Here is a 20,524-nt window from a genome sequence, read left to right as displayed (position 1 = left end):
GTGCCGTTACGCCGGTGCCGTGTGCTGCACCGACGTCAGCCGGGTCACGTCCCTGGCCGTCCCCGTCACGCCGGACAGGAAGCCCTGGGCGCGCGGCGAGGCGTTCTCCGTCAGCCAGGCCGGTTCGATGTCGCAGACCGCCACCTGTACTTCCGTGCCCGCCAGGGCCAGGGGCAGCGTGTGGACGACCGTGGAGGGGAAGCTGAGGATCGTGCGGCCGACCGGGCCGCGGCGGGCGATCAGCTCCAGCGGCAGGTCGGGGCGGACCACCTGGAGGCCCGTCTCCACCGCCAGGCGGTGCAGCTTCTCGGAACTCTCGCGGCGGTGCGCGAAATACCGCGTCGCCCCGTGGGTCATGGCGAGGGCGCGGACCGCCTCCACATAGCGGTCGGGGTCCACGACGCCGGTCTCCACGAGGGAGGTGCCGACCAGGTCCGCGCCGCGGGTGATGCGGGGCGGGCCGAAGCGCTCCCTGGTCCAGGCGAAGGCGTTGACCGTGACGTCGATGCCGGGCGGCGCCTGGTCGATCGGCATCGAGGAGAAGACCTCCACCGTGCGCGCCCCGCCGGGCGTCAGGCGCCGCCGCGCCGAGGCGGAGACCGGGGCGAAGAGCAGGTCGCGGGGGCCGGGGCGGCCGCCCTTGCGGTGCCAGCGCACCAGGCGCTCGCCGCGGGCCAGCTGGGCGATGAACTCCATGGTCGCCGTGCCGTCGTCCACCACCACCAGGGAGCGGGCCCGGGTGATCGTCAGCAGCAGCTGTACGTAACGGGAGAACGGGTCGCCTATGACGATCCGGTCGGCCTTGCGCAGCGCTCCCGCGAGGCCCCCTATCGTCTGGAACGGAGCCGTCGCGCCGCCGCGCGCCTCCTCCCAACGGACCTCGACGCTTTCGTCCCGCACGAGCTGCGCCATGCGGCGCAACTGGCCGCGGGTCATCGGGTCGTTGGGCGACAGGACGACGACGGTGAGGCCCCCGGCCGGGCCGGTCGCGGCCGCGGCGTGCGCCCACTCCAGGACGTTCAGCAGCTGAACAGGGCTCTCCACGAAGGCGAGCGTGGAGGGGGCGGTGGCGTCGGCGGCGGCTCGGCCGGCTCGGGGGCTCATCGTCGTTGCGTCCGTATCCCGTAACCGGTGGGCGCTCAGACCGCGACCTGCTCGGCGCCGGCGTCCGCGGACCCGTCCGTCGACGACTCGGCCTCGGCGACGACGCCCGCGACACGGCGGAGCTTCTTCATGGGGCCGAGCTCCGACTCGTAGACCTTCTTGACGCCGTCGCCGAGGGACGCCTCGATGGTGCGGATGTCGCGGACCAGGCGGGTCAGGCCCTGCGGCTCGACGGAGGCGGCCTGGTCGGAGCCCCACATGGCGCGGTCGAGGGTGATGTGGCGCTCGACGAAGGTGGCGCCGAGGGCGACCGCGGCCAGGGTGGTCTGGAGGCCGGTCTCGTGGCCGGAGTAGCCGATCGGGACGTTCGGGTACTCCTGCTGGAGGGTGTTGATGACGCGGAGGTTCAGCTCCTCGGCCTGCGCCGGGTACGTCGACGTGGCGTGGCACATCAGGATGTTGTCGCTGCCGAGTACCTCGACGGCGTGGCGGATCTGCTTCGGCGTCGACATGCCGGTGGAGAGGATGACCGTGCGGCCGGTGGCGCGCAGGGCGCGCAGCAGCTCGTCGTCGGTGAGGGAGGCGGAGGCCACCTTGTGGGCGGGCACGTCGAACTTCTCCAGGAAGGCGACGGCCTCGGTGTCCCACGGGGAGGCGAACCAGTCGATGTTCTTGGTCTTGCAGTACTCGTCGATCTGGCGGTACTCGTCCTCGCCGAACTCCACGCGGTGGCGGTAGTCGATGTACGTCATGCGGCCCCAGGGGGTGTCGCGCTCGATGTCCCACTGGTCGCGCGGGGTGCAGATCTCGGGGGTGCGCTTCTGGAACTTGACCGCGTCACAGCCCGCCTCGGCGGCCGCGTCGATCAGCTTGAACGCGTTCTCCAGGTCACCGTTGTGGTTGATGCCGATCTCGCCGGTGATGTACACGGGCTGACCGGGGCCGGCCGTCTTCGAGCCGAACCGGCGCAGACGGGAGGTGGCGCCGATGGAGGTGACGGGGGAGAGGGTGCTCATGGCAGGAACTTTCCTTAATTGTGGAGGGAGTCGAGAGAGGGGCCGAGGACCCAGCTGGCGATCTCTCGGATCGCGCCTTCACCGCCGGGCACGGTGGTGACCGCGCGGGCCGCGCCGCGTACGACGTCGTGGGCACTGGCGACCGCCACGGGCCAGCCCACGAGGGCGAAGCACGGGAGGTCGTTGACGTCGTTGCCGACGTAGAGCACGCGCTCGGGCGCGATGCCCTGTTCCTCGCACCACTGCTTCAGTGCGAGGTCTTTCCGGTCGATGCCGTGCAGCACGGGGAGCTTGAGCTTCCTGGCGCGCGCGGCGACGACCGGGTTCTGCTCCGTGGAGAGGATCAGCATGCGCAGGCCGCTCTTGCGGAGGGCCGCGATGCCGAGGCCGTCTCCGCGGTGCACGGAGACGAACTCCCTTCCGTCGGAGTCGATCAGCACCCTGTCGTCGGTCTGGGTGCCGTCGAAGTCGAGGACCACCGCGTCGATGTCGGCGGCGGTGGGCAGGGCTTGCGCGCGGCCCGTGTCGAAGAGGGGGGCCAGCGCGCGGGCCCGCGCGAGGTCGTGCGGATCGTCGACCTCCAGGACGCGGGCGGGGTCGGTGCGGACCGGTTCGGTGTGGCCGAAGAAGCGGTGCTTCTGGGCACGGAAGCCTGCCGCGTCCATCGCGTAGGCGGCGCCGGTCTCCAGGAGGTCCTGGGGGCGGTCCTGGCGGCGCGGGCGGAAGGACTTGTCGTGGTTGACGCCGTAACCGCCTCGGGTGCGGGTGGAGTTGGCCAGCGTCGCGGTGCCGCCCAGGGAGTCGGTGCGCTGCGCGGGCACGTCCGGGGTGCCGTCCGTGGCGTCGTCGGCGGCGTCGCGCCAGATGAAGCCGTGGAAGGGGGCGACCGTGACGGCCGTGTCCGCGCCCTTCTCGACGACGGCCGCGGCCACCCCGTCGACGTCCTCGGGGGTGAGAAAGGGGCTGGTGCACTGCACGAGCAGTACGACGTCGATGCCGACACGGGTGCCGTGCAGGGCCTCGTGGGCGTCCATCGCGTGCAGGACGGCGGCCTCGCTGGTCGCGGTGTCCCCGGCGATCGCGGCGGGGCGCAGGACCACCTCGGCGCCGGCGGCGCGGGCGGTCTCGCCGATCACGTGGTCGTCGGTGGAGACCACGACGTCCGTGACGAGCCGCGCGGCCAGGCACGCGCGGACGGCCCTGACCACCAGCGGCACGCCGCCGACCGGGGCGAGGTTCTTGGCGGGCACCCCCTTGGAGCCGCCGCGGGCGGGGATGACGGCGAGGACGCGGCGGGCCTGCGTACTCGCTGGGCCGGGGTGGGACATGGGGACTCCTGGGAGAGGGAGAGGGTCGGGGGAGGCCGCCGCGGGTTCCTCCGCCCGGTGGCGGTCGGGGCGGGTCACAGCTCGCCCATCCGGCGGATGACGGGGGCCACGCGCTGCACCCCGTGGCGGTAGGCCCCGCGGGCGGCGCGGCGCACGATCTGGCGTACGGGGCCGGGGTCCTTGTCGGCCGCGGGGGCGCCCGGCAGCGGGGAGCCGTCGGGGGCCAGGTGGTGGCGGGCGAGGATGCCGGGGAGGTAGCCGCGGGCGGTGGTGAGGCTGTAGTAGGGCTTCAGGGGCGCGATGCGGCCGGCCTCGGCGTCGGCGAGGAGGCCGGTGACCTTCCGCTGCGCCTCGTCGAAGGCCCGTTCGTACGCCCCGTCGGCGGCGACGCCCTGCCGGGCCAGCCACCGCTCGTCGGGCACAGGCAGGTGGCCCGCGTCGAGCTGGTCGAAGGAGGCGAGGCAGCCGGAGCCGGTGAAGTGGTGGTTGCCGAGCGCCTCGCGCACCCCGAGGTCGGTGAGGACCGCGGTCGGAATGCGGCGGTGCAGGGACTCCAGGGCGGCCGTGGAGCTGACGGTGACCAGCAGGTCGGTGCGGTCAAGGACCTCGCCCATGTGGCCGTAGACGAGGCGGAAGTTGGGCGGCAGGCCGCCGTCGAGCCGCTGCGACAGCTTCTGGTAGGGCAGCTCCTCGATGTGCGTGGTGTGCTCGCCGGGCTTGCTGCGCAGCTTGAGCAGGACCTCGCGGTCGGGGTGCAGCCGGGCGTGCTCGGTGAGGCGGCGCAGCAGGTAGGTGCGGTGTGCGGCGCTCTCCGGGACGGAGGGCTGGGCGGCGAAGACGACCGTGTACGGGTCGTGCTTCCGGTAGGGCGCGCCGCCGAGGAAGGGCAGCGCGGCCTCGGTGACCGATGAGGCGTCGGCGCCCACTCCTTCGTACACCGCGCGGAAACGTTCCGCGTCCTGGCGGGAGTTGGCGAGGACGACGTCCGCGCCGTGCCGCAGGAGGAGGCCGTCGGCGAGCTTCTCGTAGACGACGCCGACGTAGCCGGTGACGACGACGGGGCGCTTCTTCGCGGTGCCCGTGAGGCGGGCGTCCTCGGTGACGCGGGCGAGTCCGTGCAGCACCGCCTGGACCGCGCCGCCCACCAGGGCGAGCACGATCACGTCGGGCGCGTCCCGCTCCATCTCGCGCAGGAACTCGACGGCGGTGACCTCGCGCAGGCTCTCCGCGCGCACCCCCACCTCTTCGAGCTGCCGGGGCGTGGGTGTGGCCCGGCCGCGGAGCAGGTACCCGCCGAGGCGGTGGCCGTCGGACTCGGGCCGACTGTCCGATACGATGCGGTTCGCGGTGAGAGCGCCCCATTTCCATCGCGTGTCGGAATCGGCGAGTACGGCCACCCGCAGCGGGTCTCGGTTACTTGCTGGCACATCCCAGACGCTAGGAAGCCATTTCGATTCGCGGCCCAACTCGGGTGCAACAAACGGTTAACAGCACGCCGACGAACGGCGAATCGCCCCGCGAAATGCCTTCTCGGCAGCCCGGTTAACCGTTCCGCCACGCGTCGTTCACCTGGCATACCTCTGCGGGTCGACACGAATGACGGGCCGACACCTAACGTCACCCACGTGGTTAAGCTCTCCGTCATCGTGCCGTTCTACAACGTGCAGCAATACGCGCCCGACACCTTGAAGAGTCTGCGTGCGAACGCGCGCGACGACTTCGAATTCATTCTCGTCGACGACTGTTCGCGCGACGAGACCCCGGACATTCTGGAGCGTGCGGCGCGCGAGCTTCCCGGCGCCGTCCACCTCAGACATGAGAAGAACGGCGGGCTCGCGACCGCCCGCAACACGGGCCTCGACGCGGCGCGTGGCGAGTACCTCACCTTCCTGGACGGTGACGACTGGCTCGCGCCCGGCTACTACGAACAACTCCTCTCGCAGATCGAGAAGTTGGGATGTGACTTCGTCCGCACCGACCATGTGCAGTGCACCGCGCGGGCCCGCTCGGTCCACCGTGTCCCGCACGGCAGGCGCGGTGTCGTGATGAACCCGCGCGAGGTGATCCTCCCCGCCGACCGGTCGACCTCCGTCGACTACGCGTTCGCCTGGGCGGGCATGTACCACCGGCGGCTCGCCGACGCGGGCCTACTGCACTTCACGGACGGCCTGCGCACCGCGGAGGACCGGCCGTGGATCTGGCGGCTGCACCGCGAGGCGGAATCCTTCGCCGCGGTCAGTCTTCTCGGGGTGTTCTACCGCCGCGGGGTCGCATCGTCGCTCACCCAGATCGGCGACGTACGCCAGCTCGATTTCATCAAGGCATTCGACCAGGTGATACGGGAAACGGCGGCCGACCGGGACGCGGACGAACTCCTGCCGAAAGCCGTGCGCACTTACTGCGCGATCATCTCCCATCATCTGGGAAGCATCGAAAGGTTCGAGCCAGCCGTGGCGCGCAAATTGAAGTCGATGAGTGCGGCCGCGCTGAAGCGCATGCCGCAGGGCGTGCTCGATGAAGCGCTCGACTCCATGGACCTCCAGCGGGCGACCCGCCTGCGCAGGCTGCGCCGCCGGCCCGTCTCGGCGGAGGTGGCCGCGTGATGGCGACGACTTCCCCCGGAGCCGGCCGCACGCAGATCTTCCTGGCGTCCACGCTCTACGGCGCCGCGACCCTCGCCGCCGCCCTGGACGCCGACCGCTTCGGCCCCGCCGACCGCCGCATCCTGCTCGTCAGCAACAACGCGGCGACACCGGAGACCACGACCGCGCTCGACGCGATGCCGGGCTTCGACCGGCTGCGCGGCCGCTTCGACGACGTACGCTCCTGGAACGAGGCCGTCCACCCCTTCCACCCCGGCGGCTGGGCCCCGCGCGGCGACGACGTCGTGCTGTGGGAGCGGTACGTGCGGCTGCTCTGGGACCTCGGCGACGACGACATCGAGCTGGCCGTCGAGTCGATCCAGGTCAACCCGGCGCTGGCGCTCGCGCAGATCTTCACCGGCGCCCCCGTGGACGTCTACGCCGACGGCCTGATGAGCTACGGCCCCACCCGCAACAAGATCGACCCCCTGGTCGGCACGCGCGTGCGCCGCCTGCTCCACCTGGACCTGGTGCCGGGGCTCACGCCGCTGCTGCTCACCGAGTTCGGTGTCGCGCCGGAGATCGTGCCGACGGACGCGTTCGTGAAGGTGCTGGCGGAACTGGCCGAAGGAGACGCCGGTCTGGCCCAAGGAGACGCCGGTCTGACGGACGCGGAGCTGCCCGCCGGGCACTCCCCCGCCCTCGTCCTCGGCCAGTACCTCTCCGCCCTGAACATCCTCACCGCCGAGGAAGAGGAGGAGCTGCACATCCGCATGGTGCGCGGCGCCGCCGCTCTCGGCCACACCCACGTGGTGTTCAAGCCGCACCCCACGGCACCCGCCCGCTGGTCGCGCGCCCTGGAGAAGGAGGCCGGGGCGATCGGCGTCGAGCTGACCGTGCTCGACACGCCGGTGCTCGCCGAGGTGCTGTACCAGCGGATGCGGCCCGCGCTGGTCATCGGCTGCTTCTCCACCGCCCTGCTCACCGCGTCCGCGCTCTACGACCTGCCCGTCGCCCGCACCGGCACGGAACTCCTCCTGGAGCGCCTCGCGCCCTACCAGAACAGCAACCGCGTCCCCGTCACGATCGTCGACGCGCTGCTGCCCGACCTGAGCGACCGCACGGCGGTCACCGAGCGGCGCCCGGCCCTGGCCACCGGTGAGCTGACGCACCTCCTCAAGGCCGTCGGCTTCGCGATGCAGCCGCAGATCTACCCGGGCCTGCGCGCCGACGCCGAGCGCTACCTCGCCCGCAACCTCGGCCCCGGCACCTGGCGGTACTTCAAGCGGCGCCGCCTGACCGCGCTCGCCCTGCCCGGCGCGCTGCCCGCGCAGCTCGCCTTCATCCCGCGCAACGCGGCGGTGCGGCGCGTGGCGCGGCGGGCCCGCTCGGTGCAGCGCTCGATCAAGCGGACCGCTCTCGGATGACGGCCCCCGCACCGACGCTCCCGGACATAATTCCGGGGGCGGGCACCGGCACGCCCCCTGCCACCATCGTCCCCGCGCGCGCGAAGCCCCGGCTGCGCGCCCTGGACGGACTGCGGCTGATCGCCGCGCTCATGGTCGCCGCCTACCACTACGGCGGCCGTGACGGCGAGATAAGCGAGGCCTGGGGCAGCTCGCCCAAGGCCCAGTTCCCCACCGCGCACGAATGGTTCGCCTACGGCTGCCTCGGCGTCCAGACCTTCTTCGTGATCAGCGGCTTCGTCATCTGCATGAGCGGCTGGGGCAGGCCCCTGCGCTCCTTCTTCGCCTCCCGGGCCTCGCGCCTGCTGCCCTCCTACTGGGCGGCGGTCATCCTGGTGACGGCGGTCTTCGCGCTGCCGGTCGTGGCGTACGAGGCGGTCTCCCCCAGCGACGCGCTGGTGAACCTCACCATGCTCCAGCAGCCGCTGGGCGCGGACCGGGTGCTCGGCGTGTGCTGGACCCTCTGGGCCGAGCTGCGCTTCTACGCGCTGTTCGCCCTCTGCGTGGTGCTGCCCGGCGCGACCCGCGCGCGCGTGGTGCTGTTCTGCGCGGTGTGGACGCTGGCCGCGGCGATGGCGCGGGCGGCGGACGAGCCGCTGCTCGACGTGGTCCTCATGCCGGAGTACGCCCCCTTCTTCATCGGCGGCATCGGCGTCTACCTCATCCACCGCGACCGGCGCGACCTCACGGCATGGGGCATCACCGGCGTCAGCTGGCTGATCGGCCAGCACTACGCGGTCTCCGGGCTGTGGCACGCGCCGACCCCCGACTCCTTCTCGTACCGCTCCTCGCTCGTGGTCATCGCGGTCGTCACGGCGGGCTTCGCGGCGGTGCTGCTGATCGCGCTCGGCCGCCTCCACCGGGTGAACTGGCGCTGGCTGACCGTCGCCGGCGCCCTGACATACCCCTTCTACCTGGTGCACGAGCATCTGGGCTGGGTGACCGTCCGGGCGCTGCACCAGGGCCTCGGCCTGCCGTCGTACGCGACGTTCGGCCTGACCATCGCCGCGATGCTGGCGCTGGCGTGGCTCCTGAACCGGTACGTGGAGGCGTGGCTGACCCCGGTGATCCGCACCGGACTCGGCCGGAGCCTCACTCCCCGGCGGTGACGAGCGTCGCCCCGACGCCCGCCACGACCGCGGCGAGCCCCGCCTCGAAGCCGCGGTCGTGGGCCGGCGAACATCTCCTCGCCCGCCGCCGCGGCCAGCGGGTACGCGGCGAGGCGCTCGGCGCCCGGCGTGAAGCCGCCTCGACGAGCGTGCGCAGGAAGGCCTCCAGGGGGCCGCGTACGACAGGTCCGTGTAGTGGGTGCCGCTGAACACCTTGGCGCCGTCGCGGTAAGCACAGCAGATGACCGCGGAGCGCCCGCATCGCGCCGGTGACGACCTCGCGCCAGCCGGCGGCCGGCGTGGCGGGGAAGTCCTCCGCCATGCGCCGCATCATCTCCGTCGCCATCTCGTCGAGCAGCGCCTGTTTGTCCTTGAAGTGCCAGTACAGGGCGGGCGCCTTCACGTCGGGATCACTTGACCTCAAGCGGAGTTGAGGTTCTACCTTCGCCTCCATGACGACCTTCACGTACTCACACAGCGACGAAGACCTGCTCAACCAGCCCATCGGCTACTGGGGTTCGGCCGCGGGGGCGGCCGTGGTCCACCACATCCGCACCGCCCTCGCCGAACTCGGCCTCACCCAGCCCCAGTGGTGGGTCCTCAACCAGCTTGTGGACGCGCCGCCGGAGGGCCGTGACCGCGACGAGGTCGTGGCCGTCCTGCGGGGCTACCTCGACACCGGCGAGAGCGCCCTGCGGCACAACATCGGCGCGCTGCACGACCGCGGCCTGGTCACCGAGGACGCGGCGGGCCGCATCGCCCTCACCAAAACCGGCCGTGACCTGCGCGAGCGTGTGGCCGGGCGGCAGCGGGACGTCCTCGCGGAGATCCGTGAGGGCATCACGGACGAGGAGTACGTCCTCACGCTGAAGGTCCTCCAGCGGATGATCCACAACGTGGGCGGCACGGCCTGGCACCACTGAGCGGGACCCCGCCCTCGCGTCCCGCCGGGCTCAGACGCTGCTGAGCGACAGCTTCACCGCGAAGCCGAGGAAGAGCGCGCCCGCCGCCGAAGTGGCCCCCGCCGAGAGCCGCTTGCGGCGCCGGAAGGCGGCCGCGAGCCTGGTGCCGCCGAAGATCAGGGCGGTGAGGTAGAGGAAGCTCGCGGCCTGCGCGAGGGCGCCGAGCACGACGAAGGAGAGGGCCGGGTAGGCGTAGCCGGGGTCGACGAACTGCACGAAGAAGGCGATGAAGAAGAGGATCGCCTTCGGATTGAGCAGGCTGATCACGAGCGCCCTGCGGAACGGCCGCTCCCCGGCGCCCTCGCCCTCGCCGCCCTCCTGGCCGCCCTGCGCCGCCCGCTCGTGCCGCGTCCGCCACATCGCGACGGCGGCCCGCAGCATCCCGAACGCGAGCCAGCTCAGATACCCGGCGCCGGCGTACTTCACGATCCCGAAGAGCAGCGCGTTGGCCTGGAGCAGCGACGCCACGCCGGCCGCCGACAGCGTCATCAGCACGGCGTCGCCGCACCAGACGCCCGCGGCGGCGGTGTATCCGGTGCGCACGCCCCGGCGCGCGGCCACGGAGAGCACGTACAGCGAGTTCGGGCCCGGCAGCAGAATGATCAGGACGAGGCCCGCGAGATAGGTCGGCAGATCGGTGACACCCAGCATGGGCGGAGTGTCGCACAGGCGTGCGGCCCCGGGGGAGTATGTCCGGGTAACGGACGGCCTTACGCCGCACGGCGTACGCGCCGTCTCGCGGGCCGTCCCTGGAAGCCCCCTCGCGGGCCGTTTCCGACCAGCCGCCTCGCGGGCCGTTCCTAGAAGGCGTCCACCGGGACGTACGTCCCCCACACCTCCCGCAGCGCGCCGCACACCTCCCCCACGGTGGCCCGGGCCCGCAGGGCGTCCTTCATCGGGGGGAGGACATTGGTCTCCCCCTTGGCCGCCTCCTTCAGCGCGCCGAGGGCCGTGTCCACCGCCTGCTGGTCGCGGGTCGCGCGCAGGCGGGCGAGGCGGGCGGTCTGCTGGGCCTCGATGGCGGGGTCGACGCGCAGCGGCTCGTAGGCCTCCTCCTCGTCGAGCTGGAAGCGGTTGACGCCGACGACCACGCGCTCGCCGCTGTCCGTCTCGCGGGCGATGCGGTAGGCGTTGCGCTCGATCTCCCCCTTCTGGAACCCCCGTTCGATTGCGTGCACCGCGCCGCCCAGGTCCTCGACGCGCTCCATGAGCCGCAGGGCCGCCGCCTCCACGTCGTCCGTCATGCTCTCGATGACGTACGAACCCGCGAAGGGGTCGACGGTGGCGGTCACGTCGGTCTCGTACGCGAGGACCTGCTGCGTGCGCAGGGCCAAGCGGGCCGAGGTGGCGGTGGGGAGCGCGATCGCCTCGTCGAAGGAGTTGGTGTGCAGCGACTGCGTGCCGCCGAACACCGCGCCCAGGCCCTGGACGGCGACCCTCACGAGGTTCACCTCCGGCTGCTGCGCGGTGAGCTGCACCCCGGCCGTCTGCGTGTGGAAGCGGAGCATCAGGGACTTCGGGTTCCGCGCGCCGAACTCCTCCCGCATGACGCGGGCCCAGACGCGCCGCGCGGCACGGAACTTCGCGACCTCCTCCAGGATCGTCGTACGCGCCACGAAGAAGAAGGACAGGCGCGGGGCGAAGTCGTCCACGTCCATGCCCGCCGCGACCGCCGTACGGACGTACTCGATGCCGTCCGCGAGGGTGAAGGCGATCTCCTGCGCGGGCGAGGCGCCCGCCTCCGCCATGTGGTAGCCGGAGATCGAAATGGTGTTCCACCGCGGGATGTGCGCCTTGCAGTACTGGAAGATGTCCGCCGTCAGCCGCAGGGAGGGCTGGGGCGGGAAGATGTACGTGCCGCGCGCGATGTACTCCTTCAGGACGTCGTTCTGGATCGTGCCGGTCAGCCGGTCCGCGGCGACGCCCTGCTCCTCGGCCACCAGTTGGTACAGAAGGAGCAATACCGCGGCGGGCGCGTTGATCGTCATCGACGTGGAGACCTCGTCCAGCGGGATGCCATCGAACAGCACCCGCATGTCCTCGATCGAGTCGATCGCCACCCCCACCTTGCCGACCTCCCCGTGCGCGAGGGGCGCGTCGGAGTCATGGCCCATCTGCGTCGGCAGATCGAAGGCGACCGACAGGCCGGTCGTGCCGTGCGCGATCAGCTGCCGGTAGCGGGCGTTGGACTCGACGGCCGTGCCGAAGCCCGCGTACTGGCGCATCGTCCAGGGGCGGCCCGTGTACATCGACGGGTAGACGCCGCGCGTGAAGGGGTACGCGCCGGGGGCGCCGAGCTTCTCGTCCGGGTCCCACTCCGCCAGGGACTCGGGGCCGTACACGGGCTCGATGGGCAGTCCGGATTCCGACTCGTGTGTCATACCTTCAGCTTGCGCCCGGCTCACCGAGGCGTCACGCGCGCCGAACCGGGAAACACTTCCAGAAGTGTTGTCCACAGGCTCGGAGAGGTGTGATGGGCAAGGGCGTGATGTCGGTGGGGGCCGTGACGGTGCTGGCACTGGTCGCGGGGTGCAAGACGGTGGAGGTCGGCAGCGACGGGGCGCGGCCGGGCGAGCGGGAACCGAGGAGCGCGGGCCTTGCGCCGGGCGCGCCGCCGGCGCGGACTCCCGCGGCCGGGCAGGCCCCCGCGGGGCAGGCCTCTCCGACGGCGCGGACTCCTCCCCCGCCCGCCCCGGCGCCCCGCGGCACGCCCGCCCCGAAGGTCTTGATGCGGCAGGGTGACCGCAACGACCAGGTGCGGGCGCTCCAGGCGAGGCTCCGGCAGATCGGCTGGCTGGCGGCGAACCCCTCAGGGCTGTACGGCCCACTGACCGTCAACGCGGTCAAGGGCTTCCAGGTCAGGCGCGGCCTGCCGCCCACCGGCGCGGCGGACGCCGTCACCTGGCAGCGGCTGCTGGGCATGACGCGCGTCCCGACGCGGGAAGAGCTGTACGCGGGCGGCGGGATGCCGCCAGCCGCGCCGGACAAGCGGTGCATGACGGGTCGGGTGCTGTGCCTCGCCAAGAGCAGCCGGACGCTCACGTGGATGATCGACGGCAGGGTCGTGTCGACGATGGACGTGCGGTTCGGCTCGCAGTACACGCCGACGCGCGAGGGCACGTTCACGGTCTACTGGAAGTCCCGCCATCACGTCTCGACGCTGTACGACACCGCGATGCCGTACGCGATGTTCTTCAGCGGCGGCCAGGCGGTGCACTACTCCGCGGACTTCGCCGTCCGGGGTTACGCCGGTGGCTCGCACGGCTGTGTGAACGTCCGGGACGTGCAGAAGATCGCGAACCTCTTCGCGCAGGTGCGGATGGGCGACCGGGTCGTCATCTACAAGTGACGTGTCCCCGGGACATGTGACGTCTTCCCTCGGGAGACGAAAAGCGGCGTGGGCGGGATCGGGGAACGTATCCCGCCCACGCCGGTGGCACGGAGCCGTAGGTACGGGGGGAACCCCGGCTCGTGCGCGGGCCGATGACCAGTCGGCTCACTTCTTACTGCGTCGCGCCCTCGAAAAACGTCACACCTGGCGGCCGGGCCGCGTCACGGCAGATGGGGCAGAGCGCTGTAGGAGCCGGCGGGGACCGGTTCGGGCAGGGCCGGGGGCGGGGCGGGGGCAGGGGCGCCGCCGGTATCGCCGCCGCCCGTGCCACCGCCCGTGTCGCCGCCGCCCGAGCCGCCGCTCTCCTCGCCTCCGTCGCCGTGGTTCCCGCCCCCGCCGCCGTCGCCGCTCTTGCCGCCGCCCTGGCCGTCGCCGTTGCCCTGACCGTTGCCGCCGCCCCGGCCGCCGTCCCTGCCGCCGAGGACCCGGCCGCAGAACTCCTCCAGGCGGGCGGAACCCTTGGCGGCCTCTTCGAGGTGGCGGCGGCGGTCGCCCCTCAGTTCACCGCTGCGGTAGTCGCGGCAGGCGGCGATCACCTTGCGGCGCAAACCTTTGCCGCCGTCGCGGCGCGGGCCGCCGTCGTCGGCGGGCCGCCGCGTCGCGTCGTCGGTGTGGTCGCCGCCGGATGCCTCCTCGGGGGGCGTACCGTCCTCGGGATCGTGCGGGTGCTCGTCGCCGGGCTCCGTGCCCTCCTGCGGCGGCGAGCCGACAGAGCCCTCCGAGTTCTCCGCCCCTTCCGAAGACTCACCCGGCTCGCCCGTCCCGTCCGACGGGGACACCGACGGCGCCTCCGTGGCGTCGACGGGCGACGCGGACGCGGCCGGCCTCGGCTCGTCGTGCCGGCCGAACGGCGAGGGCAGTACGCCCGACCCCGCGGCCACGGCGACGCCGCCGACCATGCAGCCCGCGAGCGCCGCGGCGAGCCCGAAGCGCACCGGGCGACCCCAGCGGCTCGGCTGCGGCCGCGCGCCGGCCCGGCTCATGCGTACGCTCTCGACGGCGGCGGCCTCGTGCGCGGGCGACGCGTAGGCGGCCGAGCGGGGGCCGGGCTGCGGGGAGGCGGCCCTCGTGGCCTTGGCGGCCTTGGCGGCCCGGAAAGCGGCCAACGCGGCGGCCTCGCCGGGGAGTTCACCGGGGGCGGCACCGGAGGTCACGCCGGGAGCCGCCTCCGTCTGCGCGCGCGTCGCCGAGCCGTCCCCGGCGGCCAGCGCGCCGAGCGCCCGGGCGAGCCGGTCGGCCGCCGCGCGTGCGTGAGGGTCGACGTCTTCGAGAGGCTCCCCGCGCAGCAGACGCTCCGCCGCGTCGCGGTCCAGCCACTTGTCCTGCTCGTCCGCCATCACATGTCCTTCTGCGTCCGCGTACGCGTTTGCGTCACACCGGCGGACGTCACCGCGCGGCCGCGCGGCTCTCTCTGAGGGGGTACGGCGCCGAGCGCCTCCGCGGGGTCGGCGGCGTCCGCGCCGAGCAGTTCGGCGAGCCGCTTCAGGCCGCGGTGGGCCGCCGTGCGGACGGCTCCGGGACGCTTGCCGAGGGTCTCGGCGGCACTCTTGGCGTCGAGACCCACCACGACTCTGAGCACCACGGCCTCGGCCTGGTCCTGCGGGAGCTTGGCTATCAGCGCCATCGCCTCACCGGTGGCGAGGGACTCCATCGCCTCGCCCGCGGTGTCGGCCTCGGCCGGCTTCCCGGTCAGCTCCGACTCGTCGCCGCCTATCGCGGGGCGGCGCCCCCGCATGCGTATGTGGTCGAGGGCGCGGTTGCGCGCGATGCGCGCCGCCCAGCCCCGGAACCGGTCCGCGTCACCACTGAACCGGTCCAGGTCGCGCGCTATCTGGAGCCAGGCCTCGGAGGCGACGTCCTCCGCGTCCGGGTCGGCGACCAGCGTGCGTATGTATCCCAACAGGCGCGGGTGCACAGCGCGGTACACAGTCCGGAACGCGGTCTCGTCCCCGTCCTGCGCCGCAAGCACCGCGGCGGTCAGCTCCGCGTCGTCCCCCAGCACTCTCTCAATCCTGCCACTCGGAGATCTGCGCCCGGCCCCGGCGCGAACCAGCACGCTACGGCCTTGTCCGGGCCTACGTCCATGTTTGTACAACGTGCAACTAACGGGTGACACAGCGCGGTGTGACAGAAAACGCACGCACGGCGCTGAAGGAAGTACGGGCCGCACGCGGTTCGTACCGTGCGTCGGCCGGAGCCTCTCCTGTGGGGGGTGGCGGCTCCGGCCGTCGCCTTGGTATACCGCTCGGTCTAGCACCGCGGCTATGTAGGGACGGTCTGCCCGGGCCCCCGTATGCGTCTCAGTGGGACCAGCTCCCTCCCTAGACTGTGTCGTGCGCATAGAGCACGGACAGCGGGGGTGGGATCATGCACCGGATCGTACGGCTGGAAATTCTCGGGCTTGCCGATACGGACGATGACGAGTTGCTGCGTCTGGGCGGCCAGCTGCGCCGTGCTCTCGAGGAGCTGAACGTGGTGGACGTACGGTCCGGGCGCTCCACCGGCGGAATCTCGAAGGGCGCCAAAAGCGGCGAGTTGATCGCCGCCGGGTCGGTCGTCGTCACGGCCGCGTCTCTTGCCCTGCGTCAGGTTCTCCTCCTCACCCAGACCTGGTTGCAGAACCGGCCCGTTCGCGGGATCAAGGTCGAGTTGGAAGGCCGCGTGATCGAGTTGAGCGATGCCACGGCTGTTGAGCGGACACTCTTGATCGATGAGTTCCTCGCTCACCGGGAGCCCCCGGCTGAGCCCTCGGCCGAGCCCCAGCGCGAAGAGCGTTCCGTCGAGCGTCCCTGACACGATGACCTCCCAGCCGTTCGGCAACGGAAACCGTGGGGCACTGCTCATCGGTACAGGGACATACGACAACCCGGAACTGCCGGCGCTGCGCTCACCCGAAGTGGACTGCACTCGCCTGGACACCATCCTGCGAGACCCACAGATCGGCGGCTTCGAGGTACAGACACTCATCGATGCCGACCGTGCCACTTTGGAGCGGGCAATCGGTGAGTTCTTCCTCGATGCCTGGGGCGACGACGTGCGTCTCCTGTACCTCTCTTGTCACGGGATCGTGAGTCGCAGCGACAAGCTGCATTTCGCCATTCGCCAGACCGATCCCGACCGGCCTTCCTATACAGCGATATCGGCGGGTTTCCTTCACGATGTCATGGATGAATGCCGGGCTCGGAGCATCGTCGTCATCCTCGACTGCTGCTACAGCGGTCTTTTCCTCCCGGGGGCCAAGGGCGACGAATCGGCGCGCTTCGAGGAGGCGCTGTCCGGCCACGGCCGCGTGGTCATCACTGCTGGTACCAGGTCACAGAGAGCCTGGGAAGGGCAACACCTCGACGTCGAGACGTCCGCGCCGTCCCTCTTCACCGGGATGCTCATCGAAGGCATGTCCAGCGGTGCCGCCGATCTCAACGGCGACGGTGTTGTCACCCTCCAAGAGCTCTACCGGTATGCCTGCGAGCGTCTGCACCAAGAGGGGGCCGCACAAACCCCCCGCATGGGTGGCGAAATGCAATACGACATCGCGCTGGCCAAGGTGCGGAAGAAGCGGAAGCAGCGTTCCTCGCGGACAGCCAGTGCGGGCACCCGGGGCCGTAGCTCCGCGGGGCCCCGAAAGCAGCTCAAGCCCCAGCCATGGCAGACACGTGCCGCCTCCGGTCCTGCCAGACAGCCCGTCCTGTCCGGGGGCGTACTGGTGGTGCACGAGACGTACAGGCTGCACGCCATCGACCTCGCGTCGCGGCGGCGGTTGCCGCTGATCCAGATGTGGTATCCCGGTAGCCCCGCCCTTTATGAGGACGCTGCTTATCTCCCCGGCAAAGGCGGCCACCTGCAGGTGATCGACCTGCGAACTGGTAAGCCCCGGGCGTCACATCCGGTACGGGTCCGCAATGGTTTGCTGGGCATGTCGAACGACGTGCTGTACGCGCCCACTCAGGACGGCGGCTTGTACGCCTTCGCCGCCCCGGCACTCAAACCCCTCTGGACACTGCCCGGAAATGGACTGACTGTCGCCTCCGCTCCCCAGGAAGCCGCCGGATACGTACTGTTCACCGCCGGGGAATCCTCTGCACCGGATGACGCGGCAGGCTATGGCGCGGATCGCGTGGTGGCCGTCTCCGAGGGACGTGAGGTCTGGTCTTACAAAGCCGAGGCCCCGCTGTCGCCGGATTGGGTGGTCACGGACCATGGGGTATACATCGCATTGCAGCCGCAGGGCCCCTCCTGCCAACGCATTGTGGCGCTGAACCCTGAGAACGGGCATGTTCTTTGGTCGTTCGATACGAAGGCGCACCTCGCCTCGGCTCCGGTCGTGGCGGGCGAGGCACTGCTTTTCGGGGATGCGGACCACCGGCTTGTGGCTCTCGACACCAAGACCGGTGCCCCTCGCTGGACCCCGGAGAAAAAGACTGAGGGCCGACTCCTCACCCGGCCGTGCGTGGTGGGTGACACGCTCTTCACGGCCGACCGTGCCGCGAAACTAATCAGATGGAATCTCCCGGCAGGTCGAAAGGTCCGCTCCCATGACCTTCTGGTGAGTCAGGACCGTCAAGGATCGCCCGCGGTCGACGATGGTGTTGTGTACGCCACGGACTCCCGCGGGGACGTACACGCGGTGCCTCTTTAAGTTCACCGCACCGCTCTCCCAGGCGCTGCCTGGCAGCCTTTGACGGCATGCCGGGGCGGCGATGGCGGTCCCGGTCGCGGGTCTTTCCCGGACCGGTCCCGCAGGTCGCGTCGGCGCCGCCCACATCGGCAGCGCCGTCAGTGCTGCCGATGGTCACGGGCGCGTTCCCCGTGGTGGGGGTGTTCCTTCGTGGGCTTTCCCTGCGGCGCTCCGCTGTTGCCGCCCTCGTGGGCGCCCTTGCCTCTGGCAGCCGTCTGGTTCTTGTGGCCGCCCTGGTTCTTCGGCTTCGGAGGCTTGTGAGGCTGGGGTTTCTGCGGCTTGTTCGAAGGCTTGCCCTGCACCTTCTCCGGCTTATCCGCCTTGCCAGGCCTATCAGGCTTACCGGGCTTGGCCGGTTTACCAGGCTTATCCGGTTTACCGGGCTTGGCATGCCTACCGGGCTTATTCGCCTTACTGGGCTTGTCCGGCTTGCCGGGGTGCTTCGGCTTGCCCTGCCCCTGGCCCTGCCCCTGACCCTGTCCCGGACGGTTCGGCTTCTCCGTCGGCTTCGGCTTCTCGGGGGGCTTCGGGGGCTTCGGTTTGTCCTGGGAGCGGCTCGGAGGCACGCCGTCCTTGCCTCTCTCCGGGGCGGGGGGCGCGGACATGGTGTGGCCCGGGGCCGTGCTCGGGCTTCCCGAGGTCCGGGGGGACGTCGGGGCCGGGCGGGGGCGTTCCGGCGGGGGCGGGTCGTCGGTCACCGTGCCCACCGCCGCCAGCGCCGCACCGCCGAGCAGGCCGCCGGCCAGGACCACGCCGCCGGCCGCCTTCAGCGAGATCCGGGCGGAACGGCGCTCCCGGGGCCGCCAGTCGTCGCGGCGGCGGGTCCGCGCCCGGTGCGCGCCCGCATCACGCGCCGCGCGGAACGCCGCGACCGCCTCGCGCTGCGCGTCCGGGTCCACCGCTTCGGCCGCGCCCGCCGCGTCGGCCCGTACGGCCTCGGCGAGGAGGTCGAGCAGTGAAGGGCGGTCCGGCGTGCCCTCGGGGCCCTTGGGCTTGTCTGCGTTCATGTCGACTCTCCCAGCGTGCCGGGACCGTCATCCATCACACCGTCGAGGCCCAGCCGCTCGCCCAGCTTCTTCAATCCCCGGTACGCGGCCGTGCGCACGGCACCCGGCCGCTTGCCGAGGACCCGCGCCGCAGCGGGGCCGTCGAGACCGACGACCACGCGCAGCAGCACCGCCTCCGCCTGATCGCGCGGCAGGGTCGCGACGAGGGCGAGCACCCGCTCGGTCGTGACCGCTTCCATGGCCGCCGCCGACGTGTTGTGCGGGCCGGGCAGTTCGAGCAGGTCCTGTTCCAGCACGGCGGGCCGCGGCCGCGCCTTCTGGCGGCGCAGATGGTCGAAGGCCCGGTGCCGGGCGATCGTCGCGGTCCAGCCGCGGAAGCCCGCCCCGTCCCCCCGGAACCGCCCGAGGTCCCTGGCTATCTCCAGCCATGCCTCGGCGGTGACGTCCTCGGCGGTCTCGCCGTCCGTGCCGACGAGGCCGCGCACGTAGCCGACGAGCCCCGGCTGGATGATCCGGTACACGACCGCGAAGGCCGCCTCGTCGCCGTCCTGGGCGGCCGCGACGGCCCTGCCCAGCTCCTCGTCGTGCGCCGTCGCGCGACGAGCCTCCCCACCCTGGCCCAACGCTCTCCCATCCGGCCGAACGCGGCACGGTCCGACGTGCCGATGCCCCCCACCACCCCCCAGCGTCGCGGGGTGCGGAAATGTCACAGTGCGAGAGCGTACGGGTACCTGGCCCCGCGCGCCCGGCGATCCCGGCCATCGGGCGGCTCACCGCCTCGACCCGCGAAGCCTCAGACCTCGAACAACGACCCGTCCGGACTCCCGGGCCGTAGCCGGGAGATGTCGACGGTGAGGCCCGGGGCCGGGGCCACCGCGGCGACCGGCTCGTCGTAGTCGGACATCCGCATGGACATGGTCTGGTCGTCCGCGAACATGCCGCCGCTCTTCTTCACCTCGACACCGAGGATGTACGGGTCCCCGGTCGCCGCCACGTACACCGTGGTCTCCTCGCCGTCCTTCTTCTCGGCGAGCGGGGTGACGTCGGTGCCGTACCGGCGGGTGGTGGGGCGGGCGGTGATGACCTCGTCCAGCTCCGGGCTGCCGATCTCGCCGGTGAGCTTGTCGAGGTCGCAGTTGTTCGTCGGCGCCGCGGGCCCGCTGGGGGAGGTGCCCTTCGGCACCTTCAGGTACTTGCCGCGCGCCAGCGCCGTCCGCTCCCGGACGCGGTCGGCGATCTCGGGGCCGCGCCGGGCCGCCAGTTCGTCGATCTCGTCCAGCGCGCCGTCGGTGAACCGCACGTACCTCGAACCGTCCGCGATCATGATGAAGTCGCCGCGCTGTGTCGGGCCCGAGTCGAACGTGCCCGTGCAGTTGCTCTTGCGGTCCATGTGCAGCGAGACCTTCTGGTGGCCCTTCTGGGTCCGCAGGGCGATGCCGATGCGTACCGTGTCGGCCGTCCTGAGCAGTTCCATGCCCTTCAGGGCGAGCTTCCTGCCGCGCCCCTCGTCGCCGGAAGCGGGCTTGTCGCCGCCGTCGGCCGCGGTTCCGGCGCGGTCCGCCTCTTCGATGGTGCCGCCGGCGTACGTCACTTCTCCGTCGGAGCCGCAGGAGGTGAGCGCGCCCACGGCCGTGCCCGTGGCGAGGCAGAGCGCGGCCGCCCGCAGCCACCGACTGCGCTGCGTCGACCGGCCGTTCACGCGATGTGCCGCCTGTTCATCCACCGGAGTCCCCGCCCGTTCCACCACGTCACAACTGACACGACCGACACAACTGTCACATGGCCCAGCGCATTCGGGCGCCGTGCCGTCACGCCCCGGGCGTGCGGGGAACATCACGCCGCCGAACAACCGCCCGCGTACAACCCTTTGATCCATCAGAATGT

The 20,524-nt window shown here is 71.7% G+C and carries 19 protein-coding genes; 7 read left to right on the top strand and 12 right to left on the bottom strand.

What is annotated here, in order from left to right; genetic code table 11:
* Window positions 1-6 precede the first annotated feature (6 nt).
* The 4 genes from J2N69_RS22945 to J2N69_RS22930 all read right to left on the bottom strand — a co-directional run bounded on the left by J2N69_RS22945 (window position 7) and on the right by J2N69_RS22930 (window position 4,875).
* Complete coding sequence (locus tag J2N69_RS22945; RefSeq protein ID WP_230902423.1) at window positions 7-1,104, bottom strand: hypothetical protein; 1,098 nt, start codon at window positions 1,102-1,104, stop codon at window positions 7-9.
* 35 nt (window positions 1,105-1,139) lie between these two features.
* The gene (locus tag J2N69_RS22940) at window positions 1,140-2,120 is read right to left on the bottom strand and encodes an N-acetylneuraminate synthase family protein (RefSeq protein ID WP_391939573.1); all 981 of its coding nucleotides are present in this window, start codon (window positions 2,118-2,120) and stop codon (window positions 1,140-1,142) included.
* Window positions 2,121-2,134: 14 nt separating this feature from the next.
* Window positions 2,135-3,448: an N-acylneuraminate cytidylyltransferase gene (locus J2N69_RS22935; RefSeq protein WP_230902422.1), complete on the bottom strand. Its 1,314-nt coding sequence runs from the start codon at window positions 3,446-3,448 to the stop codon at window positions 2,135-2,137.
* A 74-nt stretch (window positions 3,449-3,522) separates the two neighbouring features.
* A complete protein-coding gene (locus J2N69_RS22930) occupies window positions 3,523-4,875 on the bottom strand; it encodes a DUF6716 putative glycosyltransferase (protein ID WP_230902421.1) in 1,353 nt (450 codons plus the stop codon).
* A 198-nt stretch (window positions 4,876-5,073) separates the two neighbouring features.
* Between J2N69_RS22930 and J2N69_RS22925 the strand changes: the two genes are divergently transcribed.
* The 3 genes from J2N69_RS22925 to J2N69_RS22915 are packed head-to-tail and all read left to right on the top strand — an operon-like array spanning window position 5,074 to window position 8,605.
* The gene (locus J2N69_RS22925) at window positions 5,074-6,051 is read left to right on the top strand and encodes a glycosyltransferase family 2 protein (RefSeq protein ID WP_230902420.1); all 978 of its coding nucleotides are present in this window, start codon (window positions 5,074-5,076) and stop codon (window positions 6,049-6,051) included.
* Window positions 6,051-7,457, top strand: coding sequence for an alpha-2,8-polysialyltransferase family protein (locus J2N69_RS22920; protein WP_230902419.1), 1,407 nt, complete (start codon window positions 6,051-6,053; stop codon window positions 7,455-7,457). The genes J2N69_RS22925 and J2N69_RS22920 overlap by 1 nt, the downstream gene beginning before the upstream one ends.
* Window positions 7,454-8,605, top strand: a complete 1,152-nt coding sequence (locus J2N69_RS22915) for an acyltransferase family protein (protein ID WP_230902418.1) — start codon at window positions 7,454-7,456, stop codon at window positions 8,603-8,605. The genes J2N69_RS22920 and J2N69_RS22915 overlap by 4 nt, the downstream gene beginning before the upstream one ends.
* Here J2N69_RS22915 and J2N69_RS22910 read toward each other — a convergent pair.
* Entirely contained in the window at window positions 8,589-9,008 is a 420-nt protein-coding gene (locus J2N69_RS22910) for a TetR family transcriptional regulator (RefSeq protein WP_230902417.1), read from the bottom strand. The genes J2N69_RS22915 and J2N69_RS22910 overlap by 17 nt on opposite strands.
* A gap of 49 nt (window positions 9,009-9,057) precedes the next feature.
* Between J2N69_RS22910 and J2N69_RS22905 the strand changes: the two genes are divergently transcribed.
* The gene (locus tag J2N69_RS22905; protein ID WP_230902416.1) at window positions 9,058-9,528 is read left to right on the top strand and encodes a MarR family winged helix-turn-helix transcriptional regulator; all 471 of its coding nucleotides are present in this window, start codon (window positions 9,058-9,060) and stop codon (window positions 9,526-9,528) included.
* 30 nt (window positions 9,529-9,558) lie between these two features.
* On the opposite strand, the gene leuE is transcribed toward J2N69_RS22905, so the two are convergent.
* Both leuE and J2N69_RS22895 read right to left on the bottom strand, forming a co-directional pair.
* A complete protein-coding gene (gene leuE / locus J2N69_RS22900; RefSeq protein ID WP_230902415.1) occupies window positions 9,559-10,218 on the bottom strand; it encodes a leucine efflux protein LeuE in 660 nt (219 codons plus the stop codon).
* Window positions 10,219-10,367: 149 nt separating this feature from the next.
* Window positions 10,368-11,948, bottom strand: a complete 1,581-nt coding sequence (locus tag J2N69_RS22895) for an acyl-CoA mutase large subunit family protein (protein WP_230902414.1) — start codon at window positions 11,946-11,948, stop codon at window positions 10,368-10,370.
* Window positions 11,949-12,040: 92 nt separating this feature from the next.
* Here J2N69_RS22895 and J2N69_RS22890 point away from each other — a divergent pair, with 92 nt between their 5' ends.
* Window positions 12,041-12,916 carry a L,D-transpeptidase family protein gene (locus J2N69_RS22890; protein WP_230902413.1) on the top strand — a complete coding sequence of 292 codons (876 nt, stop codon included), beginning with the start codon at window positions 12,041-12,043 and terminating at the stop codon, window positions 12,914-12,916.
* A 203-nt stretch (window positions 12,917-13,119) separates the two neighbouring features.
* Here J2N69_RS22890 and J2N69_RS22885 read toward each other — a convergent pair whose 3' ends face one another.
* Together J2N69_RS22885 and J2N69_RS22880 are read right to left on the bottom strand one after the other, a co-directional pair.
* Window positions 13,120-14,295, bottom strand: coding sequence for a hypothetical protein (locus J2N69_RS22885; RefSeq protein ID WP_230902412.1), 1,176 nt, complete (start codon window positions 14,293-14,295; stop codon window positions 13,120-13,122).
* On the bottom strand, window positions 14,295-14,960 hold the full coding sequence (locus J2N69_RS22880; protein ID WP_230902411.1) for an RNA polymerase sigma factor: 666 nt from the start codon (window positions 14,958-14,960) through the stop codon (window positions 14,295-14,297). The genes J2N69_RS22885 and J2N69_RS22880 overlap by 1 nt, the downstream gene beginning before the upstream one ends.
* 365 nt (window positions 14,961-15,325) lie before the next feature.
* Here J2N69_RS22880 and J2N69_RS22875 point away from each other — a divergent pair, with 365 nt between their 5' ends.
* The gene (locus tag J2N69_RS22875; RefSeq protein WP_230902410.1) at window positions 15,326-15,751 is read left to right on the top strand and encodes a hypothetical protein; all 426 of its coding nucleotides are present in this window, start codon (window positions 15,326-15,328) and stop codon (window positions 15,749-15,751) included.
* A 4-nt stretch (window positions 15,752-15,755) separates the two neighbouring features.
* Complete coding sequence (locus J2N69_RS22870) at window positions 15,756-17,594, top strand: caspase, EACC1-associated type (RefSeq protein WP_230902409.1); 1,839 nt, start codon at window positions 15,756-15,758, stop codon at window positions 17,592-17,594.
* Window positions 17,595-17,731: 137 nt separating this feature from the next.
* Here J2N69_RS22870 and J2N69_RS22865 read toward each other — a convergent pair whose 3' ends face one another.
* From J2N69_RS22865 to J2N69_RS22855, 3 genes are all read right to left on the bottom strand, one after another.
* Window positions 17,732-18,640, bottom strand: a complete 909-nt coding sequence (locus J2N69_RS22865) for a hypothetical protein (protein WP_230905032.1) — start codon at window positions 18,638-18,640, stop codon at window positions 17,732-17,734.
* Window positions 18,637-19,263 (bottom strand): RNA polymerase sigma factor, encoded by a 627-nt coding sequence (locus J2N69_RS22860; protein ID WP_230902408.1) that lies wholly within the window; start codon window positions 19,261-19,263, stop codon window positions 18,637-18,639. Before J2N69_RS22860 ends, J2N69_RS22865 begins: the two co-directional genes overlap by 4 nt.
* Before the next feature lie 170 nt (window positions 19,264-19,433).
* Window positions 19,434-20,339: a hypothetical protein gene (locus J2N69_RS22855; protein WP_230902407.1), complete on the bottom strand. Its 906-nt coding sequence runs from the start codon at window positions 20,337-20,339 to the stop codon at window positions 19,434-19,436.
* Between the last annotated feature and the right edge of the window lie 185 nt (window positions 20,340-20,524).

Source organism: Streptomyces huasconensis (assembly GCF_021028635.1).
GTDB lineage: Bacteria > Actinomycetota > Actinomycetes > Streptomycetales > Streptomycetaceae > Streptomyces > Streptomyces huasconensis.
Note: the sequence above shows the minus strand (reverse complement) of the source record. Positions and strands in the feature narration are given on the sequence as shown.